This is a genomic window from Microbacterium sp. zg.Y909, from assembly GCF_024626565.1.
In genome coordinates this window covers 1-16,048 of the sequence record NZ_JANJFJ010000072.1, presented here as the reverse complement: position 1 = coordinate 16,048, position 16,048 = coordinate 1, and the positions used below count along the sequence as shown (strand labels likewise).

The 16,048-nt window shown below is 72.0% G+C and carries 17 protein-coding genes and 1 tRNA gene; 11 read left to right on the top strand and 7 right to left on the bottom strand.

Features of this window, described 5'->3' with window-relative positions:
* Nucleotides 1-28 precede the first annotated feature (28 nt).
* Both NQ160_RS07750 and NQ160_RS07745 read left to right on the top strand, forming a co-directional pair.
* Nucleotides 29-979, top strand: a complete 951-nt coding sequence (locus tag NQ160_RS07750) for an ABC transporter ATP-binding protein (RefSeq protein ID WP_257514643.1) — start codon at nt 29-31, stop codon at nt 977-979.
* Nucleotides 976-2,007: an ABC transporter permease gene (locus NQ160_RS07745; RefSeq protein ID WP_257514642.1), complete on the top strand. Its 1,032-nt coding sequence runs from the start codon at nt 976-978 to the stop codon at nt 2,005-2,007. The genes NQ160_RS07750 and NQ160_RS07745 overlap by 4 nt, the downstream gene beginning before the upstream one ends.
* Before the next feature lie 73 nt (nt 2,008-2,080).
* Here the strand turns inward: NQ160_RS07745 and NQ160_RS07740 are convergent, their stop codons facing one another.
* Nucleotides 2,081-3,007: a M23 family metallopeptidase gene (locus NQ160_RS07740; RefSeq protein ID WP_257514641.1), complete on the bottom strand. Its 927-nt coding sequence runs from the start codon at nt 3,005-3,007 to the stop codon at nt 2,081-2,083.
* A gap of 215 nt (nt 3,008-3,222) precedes the next feature.
* Between NQ160_RS07740 and NQ160_RS07735 the strand changes: the two genes are divergently transcribed.
* Nucleotides 3,223-3,384: a hypothetical protein gene (locus tag NQ160_RS07735; protein ID WP_257514640.1), complete on the top strand. Its 162-nt coding sequence runs from the start codon at nt 3,223-3,225 to the stop codon at nt 3,382-3,384.
* A 106-nt stretch (nt 3,385-3,490) separates the two neighbouring features.
* A complete protein-coding gene (locus tag NQ160_RS07730; protein ID WP_257514639.1) occupies nt 3,491-4,504 on the top strand; it encodes an FUSC family protein in 1,014 nt (337 codons plus the stop codon).
* A gap of 14 nt (nt 4,505-4,518) precedes the next feature.
* Here NQ160_RS07730 and NQ160_RS07725 read toward each other — a convergent pair whose 3' ends face one another.
* Complete coding sequence (locus NQ160_RS07725) at nt 4,519-4,665, bottom strand: hypothetical protein (RefSeq protein WP_257514638.1); 147 nt, start codon at nt 4,663-4,665, stop codon at nt 4,519-4,521.
* Nucleotides 4,666-4,765: 100 nt separating this feature from the next.
* Complete coding sequence (locus NQ160_RS07720; RefSeq protein WP_257514637.1) at nt 4,766-5,524, bottom strand: MBL fold metallo-hydrolase; 759 nt, start codon at nt 5,522-5,524, stop codon at nt 4,766-4,768.
* Nucleotides 5,525-5,680: 156 nt separating this feature from the next.
* Between NQ160_RS07720 and NQ160_RS07715 the strand changes: the two genes are divergently transcribed.
* The 5 genes from NQ160_RS07715 to NQ160_RS07695 all read left to right on the top strand — a co-directional run bounded on the left by NQ160_RS07715 (nt 5,681) and on the right by NQ160_RS07695 (nt 9,923).
* Nucleotides 5,681-6,739 carry an iron-containing redox enzyme family protein gene (locus NQ160_RS07715; RefSeq protein WP_257514636.1) on the top strand — a complete coding sequence of 353 codons (1,059 nt, stop codon included), beginning with the start codon at nt 5,681-5,683 and terminating at the stop codon, nt 6,737-6,739.
* Nucleotides 6,726-7,688 (top strand): glycosyltransferase, encoded by a 963-nt coding sequence (locus tag NQ160_RS07710; protein ID WP_257514635.1) that lies wholly within the window; start codon nt 6,726-6,728, stop codon nt 7,686-7,688. Before NQ160_RS07715 ends, NQ160_RS07710 begins: the two co-directional genes overlap by 14 nt.
* Entirely contained in the window at nt 7,685-7,900 is a 216-nt protein-coding gene (locus tag NQ160_RS07705) for a CDGSH iron-sulfur domain-containing protein (RefSeq protein WP_257514634.1), read from the top strand. Before NQ160_RS07710 ends, NQ160_RS07705 begins: the two co-directional genes overlap by 4 nt.
* A gap of 178 nt (nt 7,901-8,078) precedes the next feature.
* Nucleotides 8,079-8,447 carry an HIRAN domain-containing protein gene (locus NQ160_RS07700; RefSeq protein ID WP_257514633.1) on the top strand — a complete coding sequence of 123 codons (369 nt, stop codon included), beginning with the start codon at nt 8,079-8,081 and terminating at the stop codon, nt 8,445-8,447.
* 123 nt (nt 8,448-8,570) lie between these two features.
* Nucleotides 8,571-9,923, top strand: a complete 1,353-nt coding sequence (locus tag NQ160_RS07695; protein ID WP_257514632.1) for an HNH endonuclease signature motif containing protein — start codon at nt 8,571-8,573, stop codon at nt 9,921-9,923.
* Here NQ160_RS07695 and NQ160_RS07690 read toward each other — a convergent pair.
* Together NQ160_RS07690 and NQ160_RS07685 are read right to left on the bottom strand one after the other, a co-directional pair.
* On the bottom strand, nt 9,920-11,182 hold the full coding sequence (locus tag NQ160_RS07690; protein WP_257514631.1) for an MFS transporter: 1,263 nt from the start codon (nt 11,180-11,182) through the stop codon (nt 9,920-9,922). The two genes, NQ160_RS07695 and NQ160_RS07690, sit on opposite strands and share 4 nt — an antisense overlap.
* A gap of 35 nt (nt 11,183-11,217) precedes the next feature.
* A complete protein-coding gene (locus tag NQ160_RS07685) occupies nt 11,218-11,445 on the bottom strand; it encodes an RNA-binding S4 domain-containing protein (protein WP_257514630.1) in 228 nt (75 codons plus the stop codon).
* Nucleotides 11,446-11,612: 167 nt separating this feature from the next.
* Here NQ160_RS07685 and NQ160_RS07680 point away from each other — a divergent pair, with 167 nt between their 5' ends.
* Nucleotides 11,613-14,597 (top strand): DEAD/DEAH box helicase, encoded by a 2,985-nt coding sequence (locus NQ160_RS07680; protein WP_257514629.1) that lies wholly within the window; start codon nt 11,613-11,615, stop codon nt 14,595-14,597.
* Between the two features lie 21 nt (nt 14,598-14,618).
* Here NQ160_RS07680 and NQ160_RS07675 read toward each other — a convergent pair.
* A tRNA-Met gene (locus NQ160_RS07675) sits at nt 14,619-14,691 on the bottom strand.
* Between the two features lie 102 nt (nt 14,692-14,793).
* A complete protein-coding gene (locus NQ160_RS07670) occupies nt 14,794-15,198 on the bottom strand; it encodes a YccF domain-containing protein (RefSeq protein WP_257514628.1) in 405 nt (134 codons plus the stop codon).
* Nucleotides 15,199-15,272: 74 nt separating this feature from the next.
* Here NQ160_RS07670 and NQ160_RS07665 point away from each other — a divergent pair.
* On the top strand, nt 15,273-16,048 hold a 776-nt coding region (locus NQ160_RS07665), incomplete at its 3' end, for an ATP-dependent helicase (protein WP_257514627.1).

Below are 16,048 nucleotides of genomic sequence, written 5' to 3'. Positions count from 1 at the left end.
ATCGCGACGCTCCGCTAGGGTGACGCTCGTGACCACACCCGGAATAGTGGCGCGCGGCGTCCGACGGTCGTTCGGAGACGTCCACGCCGTGCGCGACGTGACGCTGGAAGCCCGCGAAGGGGCGGTGACGGGCCTGGTCGGCCCCAACGGCTCCGGCAAGACCACCCTCATGCTCATGCTGGCCTCGCTCCTGGCCCCCGACGCCGGCGAGGTGCGGATCGGGGGCGTCGACCCGGTCGCCGATCCCGCCGCCGCGCGGCGCCTTCTCGGCTGGATGCCGGACGCCCTCGGCGCCTGGCCCTCGCTCACCGCTCGGGAGACGATCGCCGTCACGGGGGAGCTCTACGACCTGCCGCGGCCGCAGGCGAAGGCGCGCGCGGCGGAGCTGCTGCGCGACCTCGGGCTGGAGGGCCTCGCCGACGCACCCGCGCGGGTGCTCTCGCGAGGGCAGAAGCAGAAGCTGGGCCTTGCGCGCGCGCTGGTGCACGACCCGCGGGTGCTGCTGCTGGACGAGCCCGCCTCAGGTCTCGACCCGCAGGCCCGCATCGACCTGCGCGTGCTGCTGCGGCGCTTCGCAGCCGAGGGGCGCACCGTGCTGATCTCCAGCCACATCCTCTCGGAGCTCGAAGAGGTGATCGACGACGCGGTGTTCCTCGTCGCCGGTGAGACGGTGAGCTCGGAGCGGGTGGCGGTCGCGGCATCCCGCACGCGCACGTGGCGCATCCGCCTGGCCGACCGCGACGGCGTCGCCGCCGTGCTGCCGGTGGCCGCCGCGCTGGGGCTGGATGCCGGCACCCTCCCCACCGACCGGCGCGACGTGCTGGTCGGGTTCGCCTCCGACGCGGATGCCGCGCGGGGGCTCGCCGCCCTCGTCGCCGGGGGACTGCCGGTGGCGGAGTTCTCCGCCGCGACCGGCATGCTCGAGCACACGTTCCTGGATCTGCGCGAGCAGCCGGGCGCCCCGGGAGGAGCAGCATGAACGGCCGGCGCATCGGTGTCCTCGTCCGTCTCGAGCTGATCCAGCGGATGCGGTCGGTCGCCTGGTATGTGCTGCTCGGGGTGTTCGCCGTGCTGCTGGTCGGCGTGACCGCACTGGCCTTCCTGGCCTGGGGCGGCAGCGATGACCGCGGCGCCGGGATCTACTCCACGGTCGTCCTCATCACCCTGCTGCTGGCTCTGCTGGTGTCGCCGACGCTCAGCGGCAACTCCATCAACGGCGACCGGGATTCCGCGACCCTCGCCCCGGTTCAGGTGACGCTCGCCACGACGGGCGAGATCCTGCTCGGGCGGTTCCTCGCCGCGTGGGCGACGGGCCTGGCGTTCGCGGTCGTGGCGGCGCCCTTCCTCGTGGTCGCGACCCTCGCGGGCGGCGTCAGCCCCGTGACGGTGATCGTCTCGCTCGCCGTGCTCATCGTCGAGATCGGGGTGGTGGCGGCGCTCGGCACGGCGCTCAGCGGCATCCTCGCCCGGCCGCTCTTCTCGGTCGCCACGACCTACCTCGTGGTGGCAGCGCTCGTGATCGGCACACCCATCACGGTGGGGCTCGTCGCGTTCAGCGTGCGCAGCGAGGTGGTGTCGTCGTATCGGGTCGTCGAGTACACCGAGGCCGGCGGCGTGACCTGCACCGACGAGTGGGAGACGAGCGTCTACGAGATCCCGCGGCCCGACACCGTGTGGTGGGTGCTCGCGGCGAACCCGTTCGTCGTGCTCGCCGACGCGATCCCGACGCAGTTCGAGCGGGGCGGTTGGCCGGTCGACCTCTTCGGGCAGCTCAAGCTCGTGGTGCGCTCGATCCAGCAGCCGCCCGAGCTGGAGCAGCGATACGACGAGTGTGCGCCGTCGACAGGGGACGACACTACGCCGCGCGACATCATCGCCGAGACGGTGCCGAGCTGGTTCGTCGGTCTCGGGGTGCAGCTGCTGCTCGCCGGCGGACTGATGGCGTGGGCCTACCGGCGCACGCGCACCCCGGCCCGCACGCTGCCGCGGGGCACCCGCATCGCCTGACCGACGGGCACGCACGGATGCCGCCGGTCGCGAGAGGGCGACGGGCGGCATCCGGTGTGTCAGGCGCGGTGTGTCAGGCGCCGTGGGCGATGAGCCAGCTCTCGCCGTTGACGTAGCCGTTGTTCACCTGGATCTCGAGGTGCAGGTGCGCCCCGAACGCGCGGCCGGTCTCGCCGACCTGCCCGATGACCTGGCCGGCGGACACGCGATCGCCCACTTGCACCGTGCGGGTGCCGTAGGTCATGTGGGCGTACAGCGAGGTGACACTCACGCCGTTGATGTTGTGCGCGATCTTGACGTAGACGCCCCAGCCGGGGCCGCTCTCAGATGACTCGATCACGACGCCGTCGGCGATCGACATGATGGGGGTGCCGGCACCGACCATGTAGTCCACGCCGCGGTGGCCCGCATAGGGCGTGCCGAAGTTGTTGAAGTACGGAAGCGGCCGGACGACACCGCCGCCGGCGGGGATGGCGGCGGTGACCGCTGCCAGCTGGCCGTTGGTGACCGCGGCGGCGAGCCGGGCGCGCTCAGCCTGCGCCGCGGCCTCCTCGGCCTGCTTGACCGCAGCGATCTCCTCGGGCGTCGTGGCGGCGTAGGAGAGGCGGTCGAGGGCGACGGCCTCGGACTCCGAGGCGACGACGAGCGACTGTGTCTCTTCGGGTGCCACTGCGTCGGAGGCGGTCACCAGCGTGGAGGAGTCGTCGGCGGCGCCTCGACCCCGGTCGACGGAGGTGTCGGCGGGCTGCGCAGCGGTGTCGGACACGTCGTGGATCGTCACGGCGGCGGCCGGCATGGCGGTGGTTCCAGCCAGGCTCACCACGACGGTCACGGCGAAGGCGGCGTGGAGGGCGCGTCGGCCGGAGCCGGGCGTGCGGTCCGCCGCCCGCCCGGTCACCAGGATCGTCCACCGTTCCCGGGCCGCACGTGCGGCGGCGATGCGGGCGGATCGGCGCGTGGAAGCAGGGGTGGGGCTGGAGGAAGTGGTGTGCTCGGTCAAACGATGGCCTCTGGGCTCGAGGAGCCCGCGGATCGGCGCCGTCGGGTCGGCGCGAGGGATGCCACGGAGTTCTTCGGTCGCGGCGCGTACGTAACAATGGTGTCACGATGAACCTGTACGGAGCCTCCGAGAGGCGTAGCTTGCGCTAAGCGGATCGTCAACCGGATGCGGTCGGCGACGCAGTCGTCGATCCTGGCGAAGGAGAGGAGCACGCCATGAGCAACAACCTGCCCGACCTGCCCGACGAGGAGCGCCCCGTCGATCCGGCCGTCGAGAGCCTGTTCGCAGACCCCCAGCTCGATGACGAACGGCCCGTGCCGTTCGACGAAGAAGACGACGTCGCCCTCGAGATCGAGAGCCAGGACCTCGGCTCGTGACGCGGGGGCGCGGGGTCGTCTGACCGGCAATATCGCGCCCGGTCGCGCGGCGGTCGGACGCCGCCTGCGCTCGGCGGGCGGGGAGGTCGTCGCGCTGTCAAGGCTCGTGCTGGCAGCCAAGACCGCCGTGGCCGCCGCCGTCGCGTGGTATCTCGCACCCGCCGTGCCCTTCGCCGACGCGGAGTACTCGTACTACGCCCCCATGGGGGTGCTGGTGAGCATGTACCCGACCGTTGCGGACTCCGCTCGTGCGGGTGTGCAAGCCCTCGGCGGACTGGCGCTGGGCATCGTCCTCGGCTTCGGCGGGCTCGCCGCCGTCACCGCCGGCGCGCCGGCGGTCGCGGCGATCGCGCTGGTCATCGGCGCCGGCGTCGCCCTCGGCGGCATCCAGGGCCTCGGGGCGGGGCGCGACTGGATCGCCATCGCGGGCCTGTTCGTGCTGCTGCTCGGCGGGGGGCACGCCGATGAGTTCTCCCTGTCATACCTGCTGACGATGGCCTTCGGCGTGCTGGTGGGGATCGCGGCGAACTACCTGCTGCTGCCGCCGCTGTACCTGCGCGAGGCGGGCGCGCAGCTGACGGCCCTCCGCGAGCGGCTCGCGCTCAGCCTGGAAAGGCTCGCCGACGACGTCGAAGCGGGCGGCGTCGACCGCGAGCGTCTCGACCGCGAGTCCGACGAGCTGGCGTCGCTCGCCGGGGCCGTGGCAGCGGGGGTGGGTGAGGCCGGACGCAGCGTGCGGGGCAACCCGCGGGGGCGTCGTCGGGCGACGGAGCAGGAGCAGAACGATCGCGCCTGGTCGTCCCTGGAGCGGGCGACGCTCCTCACGCGTGAGGTGACGGAGGTCTTGGCCCGGCGACCGCAGGTGACGAAGGAGGGCGGCCGCGGGCGTGATCGGCAGCTCAGTGCTGCGCTGCGCGACTGCGGCGACCTGCTCGCGGCGGGCGCGTCAGCGGATGCGATGACCGACGCTGCAGATCGGGCCTCGGCGGCCGTCACGCGGTATGCCCGAGCGGTCGTCGCGCAGACGGATGACACCGCCCAGCCCGACTCGGCATTCGCCGTGGCCGGCCACCTCAGCCGCATCGTGCAGCTGTGCGGGCCGGCAGAGGTACGGGGCTGAGCGGCGTCACTGCGTCATTCGGAGTCGGTGGTCTCCGCGTCGATGTCGTCGCCTTCGGCCTGCGAGGGGTGACCCATCGCGTCGTCCGTCCCGGACTGCTCCGAGGGGCGGTCCGGGTCGTCGCCTTCGGCCTGGCTGGGGTGCGAGTTGTCCGTGTCCATGCTGCTCCTCTTTCGATCGGGCATCAGTGGCGTCGACGCTAGGGGCACGGCGCGGCGGCGGCGAAGGGATTGACGCGGGGCCCGCGCGGGAGTACCCGTGTCACGCCTCGCCGGCGCGTCGCGCGTGTTCGACCGCCGCTACCACGCCGGCGGTCCACGGCTCGCCGTGCCCGGGCAGCACGGTGCGGGCGCCGGTGTCCGCGAGGGCTGAGAGCGAGGCCAGTGCGGCGTCGGGGTCAGCCGTCGCCGCATTCGCGACGATGCGCGGGCCGACGGCGCCGGTATAGGGGTCGAGGGTCACCAGCGCATCGCCCGAGAGCAGCACACCGGCGCCGGGGAGCAGCAGCGCGCAGTGCCCCTCGGTGTGCCCGGGCGTGAACACCGGAACCGGGGCCCCGGGCACCCCCAGCGGCACTCCTGGAACGAGGGTCCCCGCGGCCTCGATGCCTCTGACATTCAGGGCTCCGGCGGCGGTCATGCGGGCGATCACCGGGATGGCGCGAGGATGCCGCAAGGGGTAGACCCAGCGTGGGGCGGCGTGGCGATAGCGATACGGATGCCGCGCCAGGCGGCGGTCGAGCTCGTGCACGTGATGGGCCACGCCGTGGCCATCGACGAGGCGTCGCGACATGCCGACGTGGTCGAAGTGACCATGGGTGAGCACAACGGCGTCGATGTCGGACGGCTCCGCCTCGAACTCGGCCAGGAGCGCGACGAGATCGCGCCACATGGCGGGTAGACCCGCGTCGATGAGCGTCATGCCGGCGGCATCGCGGATGAGGTAGCAGTTCACGTCGGCGCGGGTGAGGCGGTGAACGCCGGGGGCGATCTCGGTGCGCGAGCGGGCGGGAGCGGCCATGTCGCCAGGCTGATCGGCCTGGGCCCCCGGAGCCACGGGCTTGACCCCCGCAGGACGGCGGTGATAGCGCTCCGGTGAGGGGTCGTCAAGCCGATGCAGGGGTGCGGCGTGCCAGGCGAAGCTGTGTCTCGTCGCTTTTCACAGACGGGAACCACCATGACGCTGCACGCCGCCGCGCAGACCCAGATTCACCACCGCCCCGCCGCACGCGGACCGCTGAGCGCTGCGATCGCGGAGCTGCTGGAGGACCCGGCGAAGGATGCCGCGGGCGTCGCCGCCCGCGCGGTGGCAGCCGTCGACGCGGCCGACGACGTCGTGCGCGACGACGACGTGCAGCTGTCGCTCTTCCTCCTCTATGCGCTCCACTACGGATCCCTCGGCGGTCTCCCCGAGTCTCGGGAGTGGGACACCGAGTTGCTGGGGGCACGGCGCGTGCTCGAGGTGGCGTTCGAAGCGCGCCTGCGCACTGCGGTCGAGGCCCCAGAAGCCCCCGATGTCGCGACCGCCGACGCCGTCGCGCGGCTGCTGTTCGCCTTCACCGCCCCGACGCCCGGGCCGAGCCTCGCGCGCCACGTCGCCAAGAGCGCGTCGGTGGAGCAGCTGCGCGAGTTCCTCATGCACCGCAGCATCTACACGCTGCGCGAGGCCGACCCGCACTCCTGGGTGATCCCCCGCCTGACCGGCCGCGCGAAGGCGGCGCTCATGGAGATCCAGTTCGACGAGTACGGCAGCGGCGACGCCGCGCGCGCCCACGCCGGCATCTTCGCCGAGGCGATGCGCGGGGCAGGGCTCGACGACACCTACGGCGCCTACGTCGACGCGGTGCCGGCGGTCACCCTGGCATCCCTCAACATGATGTCGATGTTCGGGCTGAACCGGCGCCTGCGCGGAGCCATCGTCGGCCATCTGGCCGCGTTCGAGATGACGTCGTCCATACCCAACAAGCACTACGCCGACGGCTTCCGGCGGGCCGGGTTCGGCGCAGATGTCACGGCGTACTTCGACGAGCACGTCGAAGCAGACGCCGTGCACGAGCAGATCGCCGGCCGTGACCTGGCCGGAGCGCTCGCCGAGGATGAGCCCGAGCTGCTCCCCGACATCCTCTTCGGCGCCGCGGCATGCCTGACCGTCGACGGATGGGCGGGCGACCACATCCTGCAGGCCTGGAAGCAGGGCCGCTCGGCCCTGCGCGAGGGCTTCGTTGCCTCCCCCTGACCGCCCGCGCCTGAACGGCGAGTACGTGCTGCCGCTGCGGTGGGACGACGATGCCGACCTCGCGGAGCAGACGGCGTACCTGCGGGAGCTGGCCGGCGCCATCGACGTCACGGTCGTGGACGGCTCGGATGCCACGGCGTTCGCCGCACACCGCGAGGCGTGGCCGTTCGTGCGCCATGTCGCCCCGGTCGTGCCCGGCCGCAACGGCAAGGCCCGCGGCGCGATGACCGGCATCCGCCTGTCCCGTCACGAGAACGTCGTCATCGCGGATGACGACGTGCGCTACGACCGCGCCGGGCTCGCCGCGGTGCTCGACCGGCTGGAGCGCGCGGCATTCGTGCGGCTGCAGAACGTCTTCGAGCCCGCACCGTGGCATGCGCGCTGGGACACCGGACGGTCGCTCGTGAACCGGGCGCTCGGCGGGGACTTCTCCGGCACGGTCGCGCTGCGTCGCAGCGCGCTGCCGGCGCGGGGGTACGACACCGACGTGCTGTTCGAGAACCTCGAGCTCGAGCGCACCGTGCGCGCCGGCGGCGGGCGCGTCGACGTGGCATCCGACCTGTACGTCGCCCGCCGCCCGGCCGACGTGCGCCGGTTCTGGGAGCAGCGGGTGCGGCAGGCCTACGACGATTGGGCACAGCCGACGCGGCTGCTGCGGGAGCTCGCCTTGTTGCCGGCCGTCGCTTCGCTGGTGCGCGCCCGCGACGCGCGGGGGATCGCCGTATTCGCCGGCACGGTCGTCGCGCTCGCCGCCGTCGGCCGGGCGCGCGCCGGCGGGCGGGCGCACTTCCGCGTCTCCGACTGCCTGTGGGCGCTGCCCTGGGCGCTCGAGCGCTCCCTCACCGTCTGGATCGCCGTGCTGCAGCGCCTTCGCGGCGGCGTGCGCTATCGCGACGGACGCATCCACCGCGCGGCGACGCCGCTGCGCACCCTCAGGAGGACGACATGACCGCGGACGAGACCACCATCACCGCCTACCCCGACGGACCGCTCATCGTGCGCGGCGCGGTGACCTACCGCACCGAGGCAGGGGAGGAGATCCGCCAGCCGCGGCGGACCGCGGCCCTGTGCCGATGCGGCGTCTCGGCGATCAAGCCCTGGTGTGACGGCACCCACAAGCTCGTCGGGTTCACCACGACGCCGGAGCTGCCGGGGGAGTAGGGGTAGCGGCTGCGCCGGGTCGCGGGGCTGGGGCGCGCTGCCGCCACGGGGTGACGGGTTTGCGGCGGGCGGGCGTCGGCGGCGGAGCACGGGTTGCCGGGCCAGGCGGTCTCCCAGCGGCGGCCGATACGGTGATCGAATGTCTGTCTGGTGGGAACGCGTTCGCTCTTTGTTGTCGATGAGCGCCCACGAGCACGCCTCCCTCCCCGACTTGCGCGGGCTGGAATCCAGCCGTGCCCGGGTCGAGGGCACCCAATACCGGGCTCACGACCACGAACGCATGAGCGTCGGCGACCGCATGTACGTGCTGCGCCGCGAACCGCGCAACAAGCGGGACGAGTCGGCTATCGCCGTCTATGCCCGCGGGCGCGCGGTCGGTTATGTCTCCTCCTCCCGGGCGGCGGGTATCGCGCCGCTGCTGGACCGGCTGGGGGGCGCCGCGGTCGTCAACGGTGTCGGTGCCGACACCGAGAGCAGCCGGCTGTGGGTCGAGTTGCCGACGCCGGACTCCCTGGGTGAGTTCGTGCAGGAGTACGAACCGGCCTGACGGCCTGGGTGCCCGGGTCGCCACCTCCTCCCCGGGTCGAGCTGTGCCGAGTTATCCACAATGACCGTTTGGTCTGGGATTTCTCGCCCTTCAATGTCGGAGGGGGTCGCCAGAATCAGGGGTATGAACACCTCCCCGGCCACCGGTTCGATCGCCACCTCGATCGCCACTGCCTCGCACGGCGCGGTGATCACCGGTGTGGAAGACACGCGCCAGGCGATCGCGGCGCTGCAGGCGGAAGAGCTGCAGTGGTTGGCCCGGGCGGAGGCGATCGCCGCGGAGGAGACCGCGCGGGTGCCGTCGAGTGAGGGGCGGGAGCGGGAGATGCCGCGGCGGGCGATGGCGGCCGAGCTCGCGGCGGTGCTGCGCCGGTCGGACCGGGGCATGCAGGAGCGGATGCGTGACGCGGCGGTGCTGGTGGAGGGGTTCCCGGCGACGCTGGCCGCGCTGGAGGCGGGGCGGATCGACGTGGCGCATGTGCGGGTGATCCAGGATGCCGGCGCCCGCATCAGCGACCCCGGCGCCCGGGCCCGGTTCGAGCAGGCCGCCCTGGTGGTGGCGGAGCGGGAGACGCCGGGGCGGGCGAAACCGATCATCCTGATGCTGGCGCAGAAGCTCGACCCGGTGCCGCTGGAAGAACGGCACGCGGAAGCGACCGCCGGGCGGCGGGTGTGGGTGCGGGACCTCGACGACGGGATGGCGGAACTGGCGGCGGTGCTGCCCGCACCGCTGGCATACGCGATCAAGGACCGGCTCACAGCGCACGCCCGGGAGATCGTCGCAGCGGCACGGGCCGCGCGGGCTGCGGGAGCCGGTGGCGAGGGCACGGAGGGCACCGCCGACGTCATCGCGACCGACCACCGCACCACCGACCAGGTCCGCGCCGACGTGCTCACCGACCTGCTCCTCACCGGACACGCCACCGCCCCGGCGTCCTCCGGCAGCATCCCCGAGACCGCGACGATCACCGCACACGTGCAGATCACCATCCCCGCGGCGACCTTGACCGGTGAAGGCACCGAACCCGCCGAACTCGTGGGGTACGGGCCCATCGACCCCGACACCGCCCGGCACCTCGCTACGACCGCCGAGGTCTGGGAGCGGTTGTTCACCTCCCCGGCCACGGGGGCTGTCATGCAGGTCGATACCTACCGGCCCAGCGTGCAGATGCGCAGGCTCCTCGACGCGAGGGACGAGCACTGCCGGTTCCCCGGGTGTCGAAGGCCCGCCCGGCTGTGCGACGGCGACCACACGATCGACGCCGCCCGCGGCGGACCGACCCGGGTCACCAACCTCGCCAACCTCGGCCCCGGACGACATCACCCCGTCAAACACGGGACCGCCTGGAGCGTCGTGCAGAAACCAGACGGCATCCTCCAATGGACCAGCCCCACCGGACGCGTCTACGTCGACATCCCCCGCCGGGTGCTGGAGTTCATGGCCCTCGCCGCGGCCGAAGAGCACGCTCCGTTCTAGCGGGCAGCGGAGCCAGGCTCATCCAGAGCCGGCGGCGCAGCCGCGATGTGCGAGATCGAGCGCCATACCAGCAGCAGCGTCACCGCCGAGCCCGCGAACGCGAACCACCACGGGGCGGTGAGTCCCCAGCCTTCGGCGATCAGTCCGCCGAGCAGCTGCCCGATCACGAGTCCGCCGAAGATGCCGACCATGTTCACCGAGGCGATGCGGCCCTGCAGGTGCAGGGGGACCAGCCGCTGACGCACGGTGGTGGAGATGGTGCCCCAGACGAACGCGTACATGCCGAACCCGAACATGATCACGAAGGCGATCGCGGGGATCGTCGTGAGGGCGAACGCCAGGTGCATGATCACCTCGAGCGAGAGGCAGACGCGCATGAGTGTCGCGAAGGACAGATGGCGTTCGAGCCAGCCGAAGCAGACGGTCCCCACGAGTCCGCCGAGGGCGGAGGCCGTCGTGAGCGCGCCGAAGCCGACGGCGCCCATATCCAGATGCTCGGTAGCGTAGAGCACGAGCAGGCTCCAGGGCGCGGCCCAGGTGACGTTGAACACCAGGATGATCACGATGAGCGTGCGCACCGGAGGGTGGGCGCGCAGCCACTCCAGGCCCTCGCGGATCGGATGCACCTTCGGGGCATCCGCCGTCGACTCGTCCTTCGCCGGAACCGGGGTGAGGGCGATCCGGGAGATCAGCACCACGGCCAGGCTCACGCACAGGATCTGCAGCAGGAAGGGCCAGAAGGATGCGGCGGCGAAGAGGAACGCGCCCAGCGGCGGACCCGCCAGCTGGTTGCCGACGAGGTACCCGGCCTGCATTCGGGCGTTGCCCACGCCCAAGTCGCCCGGCCGCACGAGCATCGGCATGAGCGTGCTCCCGGCGGTGTCGGCGAAGACTTCCGCGGTGCCGTAGAGGAACGCCGATGCCAGCACGACCCACACGGTGACGTGGCCGGTGGCGAGGAAGGCGACGAGCCCCAGCACGACCACGGCCCGCGAACCGTTGGCCAGCATGACCAGCCGTCGACGGTCGTGGTGGTCGGCGACGGAACCGGCGAACAGGCCGAAGAGCAGCCACGGGAGGTACTGCATCATCGCTCCGGCTGCCACGAGCAGCGGCGAGGACGTGAGGGATGCAAGGAGCAGCGGCGCCGCCGACAGCGCGATGCCGTCGCCGATGTTGCTCGTCCACGACGACGCGAGCAGCCAGCGGAAGTCGCGGCCGAGGCGTTTGGGCGCGATCAGTTCACCGGGAGAAGGCATGCAGGTTTCCTCTGCGCGCAGAAGGCGTGGGCGCCTCAGCGCTGGACGCGGACATGGCGCCCGGCGAAGCCGACGACATCACCGGGATGCAGCTGCCGTCCTCGACGCCGATCGACCTCGCCGTTGACCGTCACCTCGCCGTCGATGATGGCCTCTTTGACGTCTCCGCCGGAGTCGAGGAGCCCCGCGAACTTCAGGAACTGCCCGAGGCGGATCATCTCACTCCCGACCGGGACGTCGTCGATCGGAGTCGAGTTGGTCATCCCGGAATGCTAGCCGGTCGGTCAGGGCCGACGCTGTCGATGCCGACCGGAGCGTGGGGAGCGAGCGCACGCGCGAGAACGCGGCGGGCAGCGAGGGGAAAGCTCGCGGCTTGTACGCTTTTTGGGATAGGGGAGCGTGAGTGGGCTTGGCTGGGGAACCTCGACGGTTGTCGAAGGGCGGCGAGGGTGCCGGTCTGCTCGTGGGATCGACCGACGCCGCTGCGGCACAGGGTGAGGAGTCCTGGACTCCCGCCTCGGCGCTGATCCCGCCGGAGCTGCGCAAATACCTCGACTCCTTCGACCGAGTGAACCCGCTCCAGTCGCGGGCTCTGCCTGTGGTCCTGTCCACGTCGGGCCACGTGATGGTCGTCGCGCCGACGAGCTCGGGCAAGACCCTCATCGGTGAGGCTGCCGCGCTGCGATCGATCGTCTCGGACGGCAAGCCCGCCGTGTGGCTGCTCCCCGCCCGCGCCCTCGCGGCGGAAGTGGCGGAGATCGCCCGGCGGTGGAGCGCGCACGGCATCCGGACCGTCGAGCTGACCGGCGAGACGAACATGTCCAGCGATGCGGTGCGCCAGGCGCAGCTCTGGGTGGCGACCACCGAGAAGTTCGAGGCGCTCTACCGGCGGGCGTCGCTGAAGGACGTCATCAGCCGCATCGGATGCCTGATCATCGACGAGGTCCATCTGGTGGGCGACCCCGCCCGCGGCGCGACGCTCGAGTCGCTCATCGCCCGGCTGCGTGTCGCCGGGGGCGGCACGCGCATCGTCGCACTGTCGGCGACGGTCTCGAACGCCGAAGAGCTCGCGGCGTGGTTCCACGCAGACCTCGTGCGCTCCGCGTGGCGCCCGACGGCGCTGACGACCCGGCTCATTCCGTACGACGTCCCGACGCGAGGCAAGCGCGAGGACTACGAGACCGCGAAGGACGAGGTCGTCCTGCCGCTCCTGCGACGCCTGATCGGCGAGGACCTGGGCAGCTCGTCTCCCCGGGCGGCCGAGAAGGGATCCTCCAGCGCGGTCGTGTTCTGCGGGAGCAAGGCGGCCGTCGTCCGCACGGCTGCCCGCGCCGCGGGGGTGCCTTACCGAGGCGTCGACCTCGAGACGGTGGTCGAGTCATGCTTCCGCCGAGGCATCGGCATTCACTTCCGTGATGCGCCGCATTCGGGCCGCGCGCTGGACGCGTTCCGGACGCGTGCCCTGCGTGTGCTGGTGGCGACGTCGGGCCTGTCGACGGGGGTGAACACCCCCGCGAAGTTCGTCGTGATCCGAGACCTGGAGCTCGGGATGACGCCGCTGGAGGTCAGCCAGGCGCAGCAGATGTTCGGGCGTGCGGGCAGGGCCGGGCAGGAATCCGAGGGGTTCGGATTCATGCTGGTCCCGAGGGCCGAGGAATCGGCATGGGCGTCGAGATTCAGCGACGGGTACGCGGCAACCAGCCGGATCGCCGGGCAGCTCGGCGACGCGATCCTCGCCGAGCTCCTCCTCGGATCCGTCGTCGACCGCACGAGCGCGCGCGCCTGGTTCGAGCAGACGCTCGCGTTCGCCCAGAACCGTGCGCGTGTCGATCTGGACGGCGTCATCGACGACCTGCTGCGGCGCGGCTTCGCGTCGGAGACCGACGGCCGGCTCGCCCCGACCGAGATCGGCCTGCTCACCTCCCGCCTCATGATCGACGTCGACTCGGCGGGGGAGATGCGGCGGCTGCTCGCCGCGCTCCCCCTGCCGGCGAACGCGGACGAAGCCGAAGAGCTCGTCGTGCAGACGGTCGCCAGCGCGGCGGCCACGCTGCGCGACCGCCCCGTCAATGAGCGCACCTATGGGGGGTACGTCGGTCAGCTGCTCGCAGGGTGGTCGCCGCGGGTCACCGCACGCGCGGCCGATCGGTTCGGCGCGCAGGTGTGCATGGCGGCGGCGCAGATCGTGCTGCGTGCCCCTGGGCGCATGCGCGAGACGCCGCCGCTGGGAGTGTCGATGGCGGAGTTCCGCCGCGCGGCGGAGGACATGCCGCGCTACCTGGCATGGGTCGCGGCTCTCGGATATGCGGAGGCCTCCACCTGGGCTCCCGCTGTCGCCGGCGACCTCGCGCGCCGGATGACCTGGTGGCAGCTGTCCCCCCACCCCGAACGCGGCGCCGGGCGGATGCTCTGGATGTTCGAGCGGATGCTCGAGCCGCAGCATCACCGCAGTCGGATGCCGGACCTCTGGCGTCGTGCCCGAGCCGCCGGCTTCTCGTCGCCCGACGCGATCCACGCGAGACCGCGGGGCGTCGACGTCACCGCGGATGGGTTCGCCGACATCGTCAGCGCCCGCGCCCAGCTCCACCTCGATCCCGTCGTCGATCGCGCGCTGCCCGTGCGCACCTCCACCGCGCACGCCCGCGTGAGCGTCCTGGCCACCGCCGGCAACAGTCGTGCCGTCACCAGCACCCGGCCCACGGTGGGGCCGATCGACCTCGCGCTTGTGCCGCGGTCGTCAGGACAGGTGGCGGCGGACGTCTTCCTCTACACGCGCGACGGTGACTTCGGCTACGACAACCTCGTCGCGGACATCCCCGAGGGCGTGCCCGCGCTCACTCCGCTCGACGAGGCCGTGGGGCTGCTCGACGACCTTCCCGTGGTGCGCGCGGGGCTGCGTCACCCGCGCGGGGTCCGCCGGCTCTTCCAGGGTGAGCGCAAGGCCCTGCGTGAGAGCGTGCGGCCGCTCATCGCCGCGGATCCCCGCCTCGCGGCTGTCGCGATCGCGCTGGCGGAGCACCATGCCGACCCCGAGGCGGCGATCGTCGCGATGCGGACGAATCTGCGCGCGCTCCTCCGGGATTCGAGTCGCCCCGAGCTGCGCTCGCCGGCTGGCGTGCTGCGGTCCCGCGAGGCGTCGGAGGCGGAGGTGCAGGTCACCCTCGCAGCTCTCCTGGCATCCCTCCAGTTCGAGGTGGGGATCGCGATCTCCGAAGGGCATCCGCTCGCCGTCGTTCGGCTGAACGAGCAGTGGGCGCTGGCCGGGCCGCGCCATGCGCAGCCGGGCGCGGTCGAGGCGCTCCTCCCGCCCGTGCTCCCACGGAGGATCGACGCGGTGTCGGCGCCTGCAGTCTCCCGATCCCGCAGCACGGTGGTCGCGCCGTGCTGTGCCTGGACGGCGGAGTTCGCGCGCTGAGGCGTGACTCTGCGCGGATAGACGCGACGGCGGGAGTCGAACCCGCAACGCTCCCGGGTATGAGCCGGTGCCCGGGACCACCCGGATCGCCGCGATGCCCCCACGCTAGGCGGATGCGCCGACACCGGCCTCGCATGTTGCGGCCGGTGGCGACGTGTGACGGCGCGTGACGCGCGCGGCGCGCGGCGGCGGACGCTCAGCGCGCGACGGCGCGGTCGAACGCACCTTGCCGGGTGGAGACGATCTCCTTGCCCAGCGGCGCGAGCGACACCGGCACCATCTTGAAGTCCGCGATGCCCAGCGGAATGCCGATGATCGTGATGCACAGCGCGACGCCCGAGACGATGTGCCCGATCGCGAGCCAGACGCCGGCGACGATGACCCAGATCACATTGCCGAGGAACGACCAGGTGCCCGCGGTGGGCTTCACCACGACCGTGCGCCCGAACGGCCAGAGCGCATACAGCGCGATGCGGAACGACGCGATGCCCCAGGGGATCGTCACGATGAGCACGCACAGGACGACGCCTGCGGCCAGATAGCCGAGGAACAGCCAGAAGCCGGCCAGGACCAGCCAGATGATGTTCAGCAGGGTGCGCACGGGTCGATTCTCGCACCGTCGGCTGTGCAGCCGCCCGGCCGGATGTCAGCACCCCCGCCTAGACTTGATGGGACATGACCGACCCTGCTCCGGCCGCGCGCGACGCGGCATCCGCCCCTCTGATCGTCGTCGGCGACGCCGGACCGCGGGAGGACGACGACCTGCTGCGCGGCCTCAACGAGCCCCAGCGCCGCGCCGTCACCTATCGCGGCCCCGCACTGCTGATCGTCGCGGGCGCGGGCTCGGGCAAGACCCGGGTGCTGACCCACCGCATCGCGTCGCTGCTGCGCAACCGTGAGGCGTGGCCCAGCCAGATCCTGGCGATCACCTTCACCAACAAGGCTGCCGGTGAGATGCGCGAGCGAGTGGGGCAGCTCGTGGGCGAGGCCTCCCGCGGCATGTGGATCTCGACCTTCCACTCCGCGTGCGTGCGCATCCTCCGCCGCGAGGCGGAGCAGTTCGGCTTCAAGAACTCCTTCAGCATCTACGACTCCGGTGACTCGCGCGCGCTCATCAAGCGCCTGGTCAAGGAACACGAGGCCGACGCGTTCGGGCTCACCCCGGCATCCGTCCAGGGGCGCATCTCCAAGCTCAAGAACGAGCTGGCGGATGCCGAGTCGTACGCGCGCCAGGCCAACATGAGCGACCCCGCCGAGCGGGTCTTCGTCGAGGTCTTCGCCGACTACGAGAAGTCGCTGCGGCGGGCCAACGCCTTCGACTTCGACGACCTCATCGCCCAGACGGTGTATCTCTTCCGCGCCTTCCCGCACGTCGCCGACGTGTACCGGCGGCGGTTCCGCCACATCCTGGTCGACGAGTACCAGGACACCAACCACGCGCAGTACTCGCT

What these genes read in the sequence shown, in the direction of transcription:
- NQ160_RS07745 (WP_257514642.1), top strand. Translation starts at nt 976, where the DNA reads ATGAACGGCCGGCGCATCGGTGTCCTCGTCCGTCTCGAGCTGATCCAG.
- NQ160_RS07735 (WP_257514640.1), top strand. Translation starts at nt 3,223, where the DNA reads ATGAGCAACAACCTGCCCGACCTGCCCGACGAGGAGCGCCCCGTCGAT.
- NQ160_RS07725 (WP_257514638.1), bottom strand. Translation starts at nt 4,665, where the DNA reads ATGGACACGGACAACTCGCACCCCAGCCAGGCCGAAGGCGACGACCCG.
- NQ160_RS07720 (WP_257514637.1), bottom strand. Translation starts at nt 5,524, where the DNA reads ATGGCCGCTCCCGCCCGCTCGCGCACCGAGATCGCCCCCGGCGTTCAC.
- NQ160_RS07715 (WP_257514636.1), top strand. Translation starts at nt 5,681, where the DNA reads ATGACGCTGCACGCCGCCGCGCAGACCCAGATTCACCACCGCCCCGCC.
- NQ160_RS07705 (WP_257514634.1), top strand. Translation starts at nt 7,685, where the DNA reads ATGACCGCGGACGAGACCACCATCACCGCCTACCCCGACGGACCGCTC.
- NQ160_RS07700 (WP_257514633.1), top strand. Translation starts at nt 8,079, where the DNA reads ATGAGCGCCCACGAGCACGCCTCCCTCCCCGACTTGCGCGGGCTGGAA.
- NQ160_RS07695 (WP_257514632.1), top strand. Translation starts at nt 8,571, where the DNA reads ATGAACACCTCCCCGGCCACCGGTTCGATCGCCACCTCGATCGCCACT.
- NQ160_RS07690 (WP_257514631.1), bottom strand. Translation starts at nt 11,182, where the DNA reads ATGCCTTCTCCCGGTGAACTGATCGCGCCCAAACGCCTCGGCCGCGAC.
- NQ160_RS07685 (WP_257514630.1), bottom strand. Translation starts at nt 11,445, where the DNA reads ATGACCAACTCGACTCCGATCGACGACGTCCCGGTCGGGAGTGAGATG.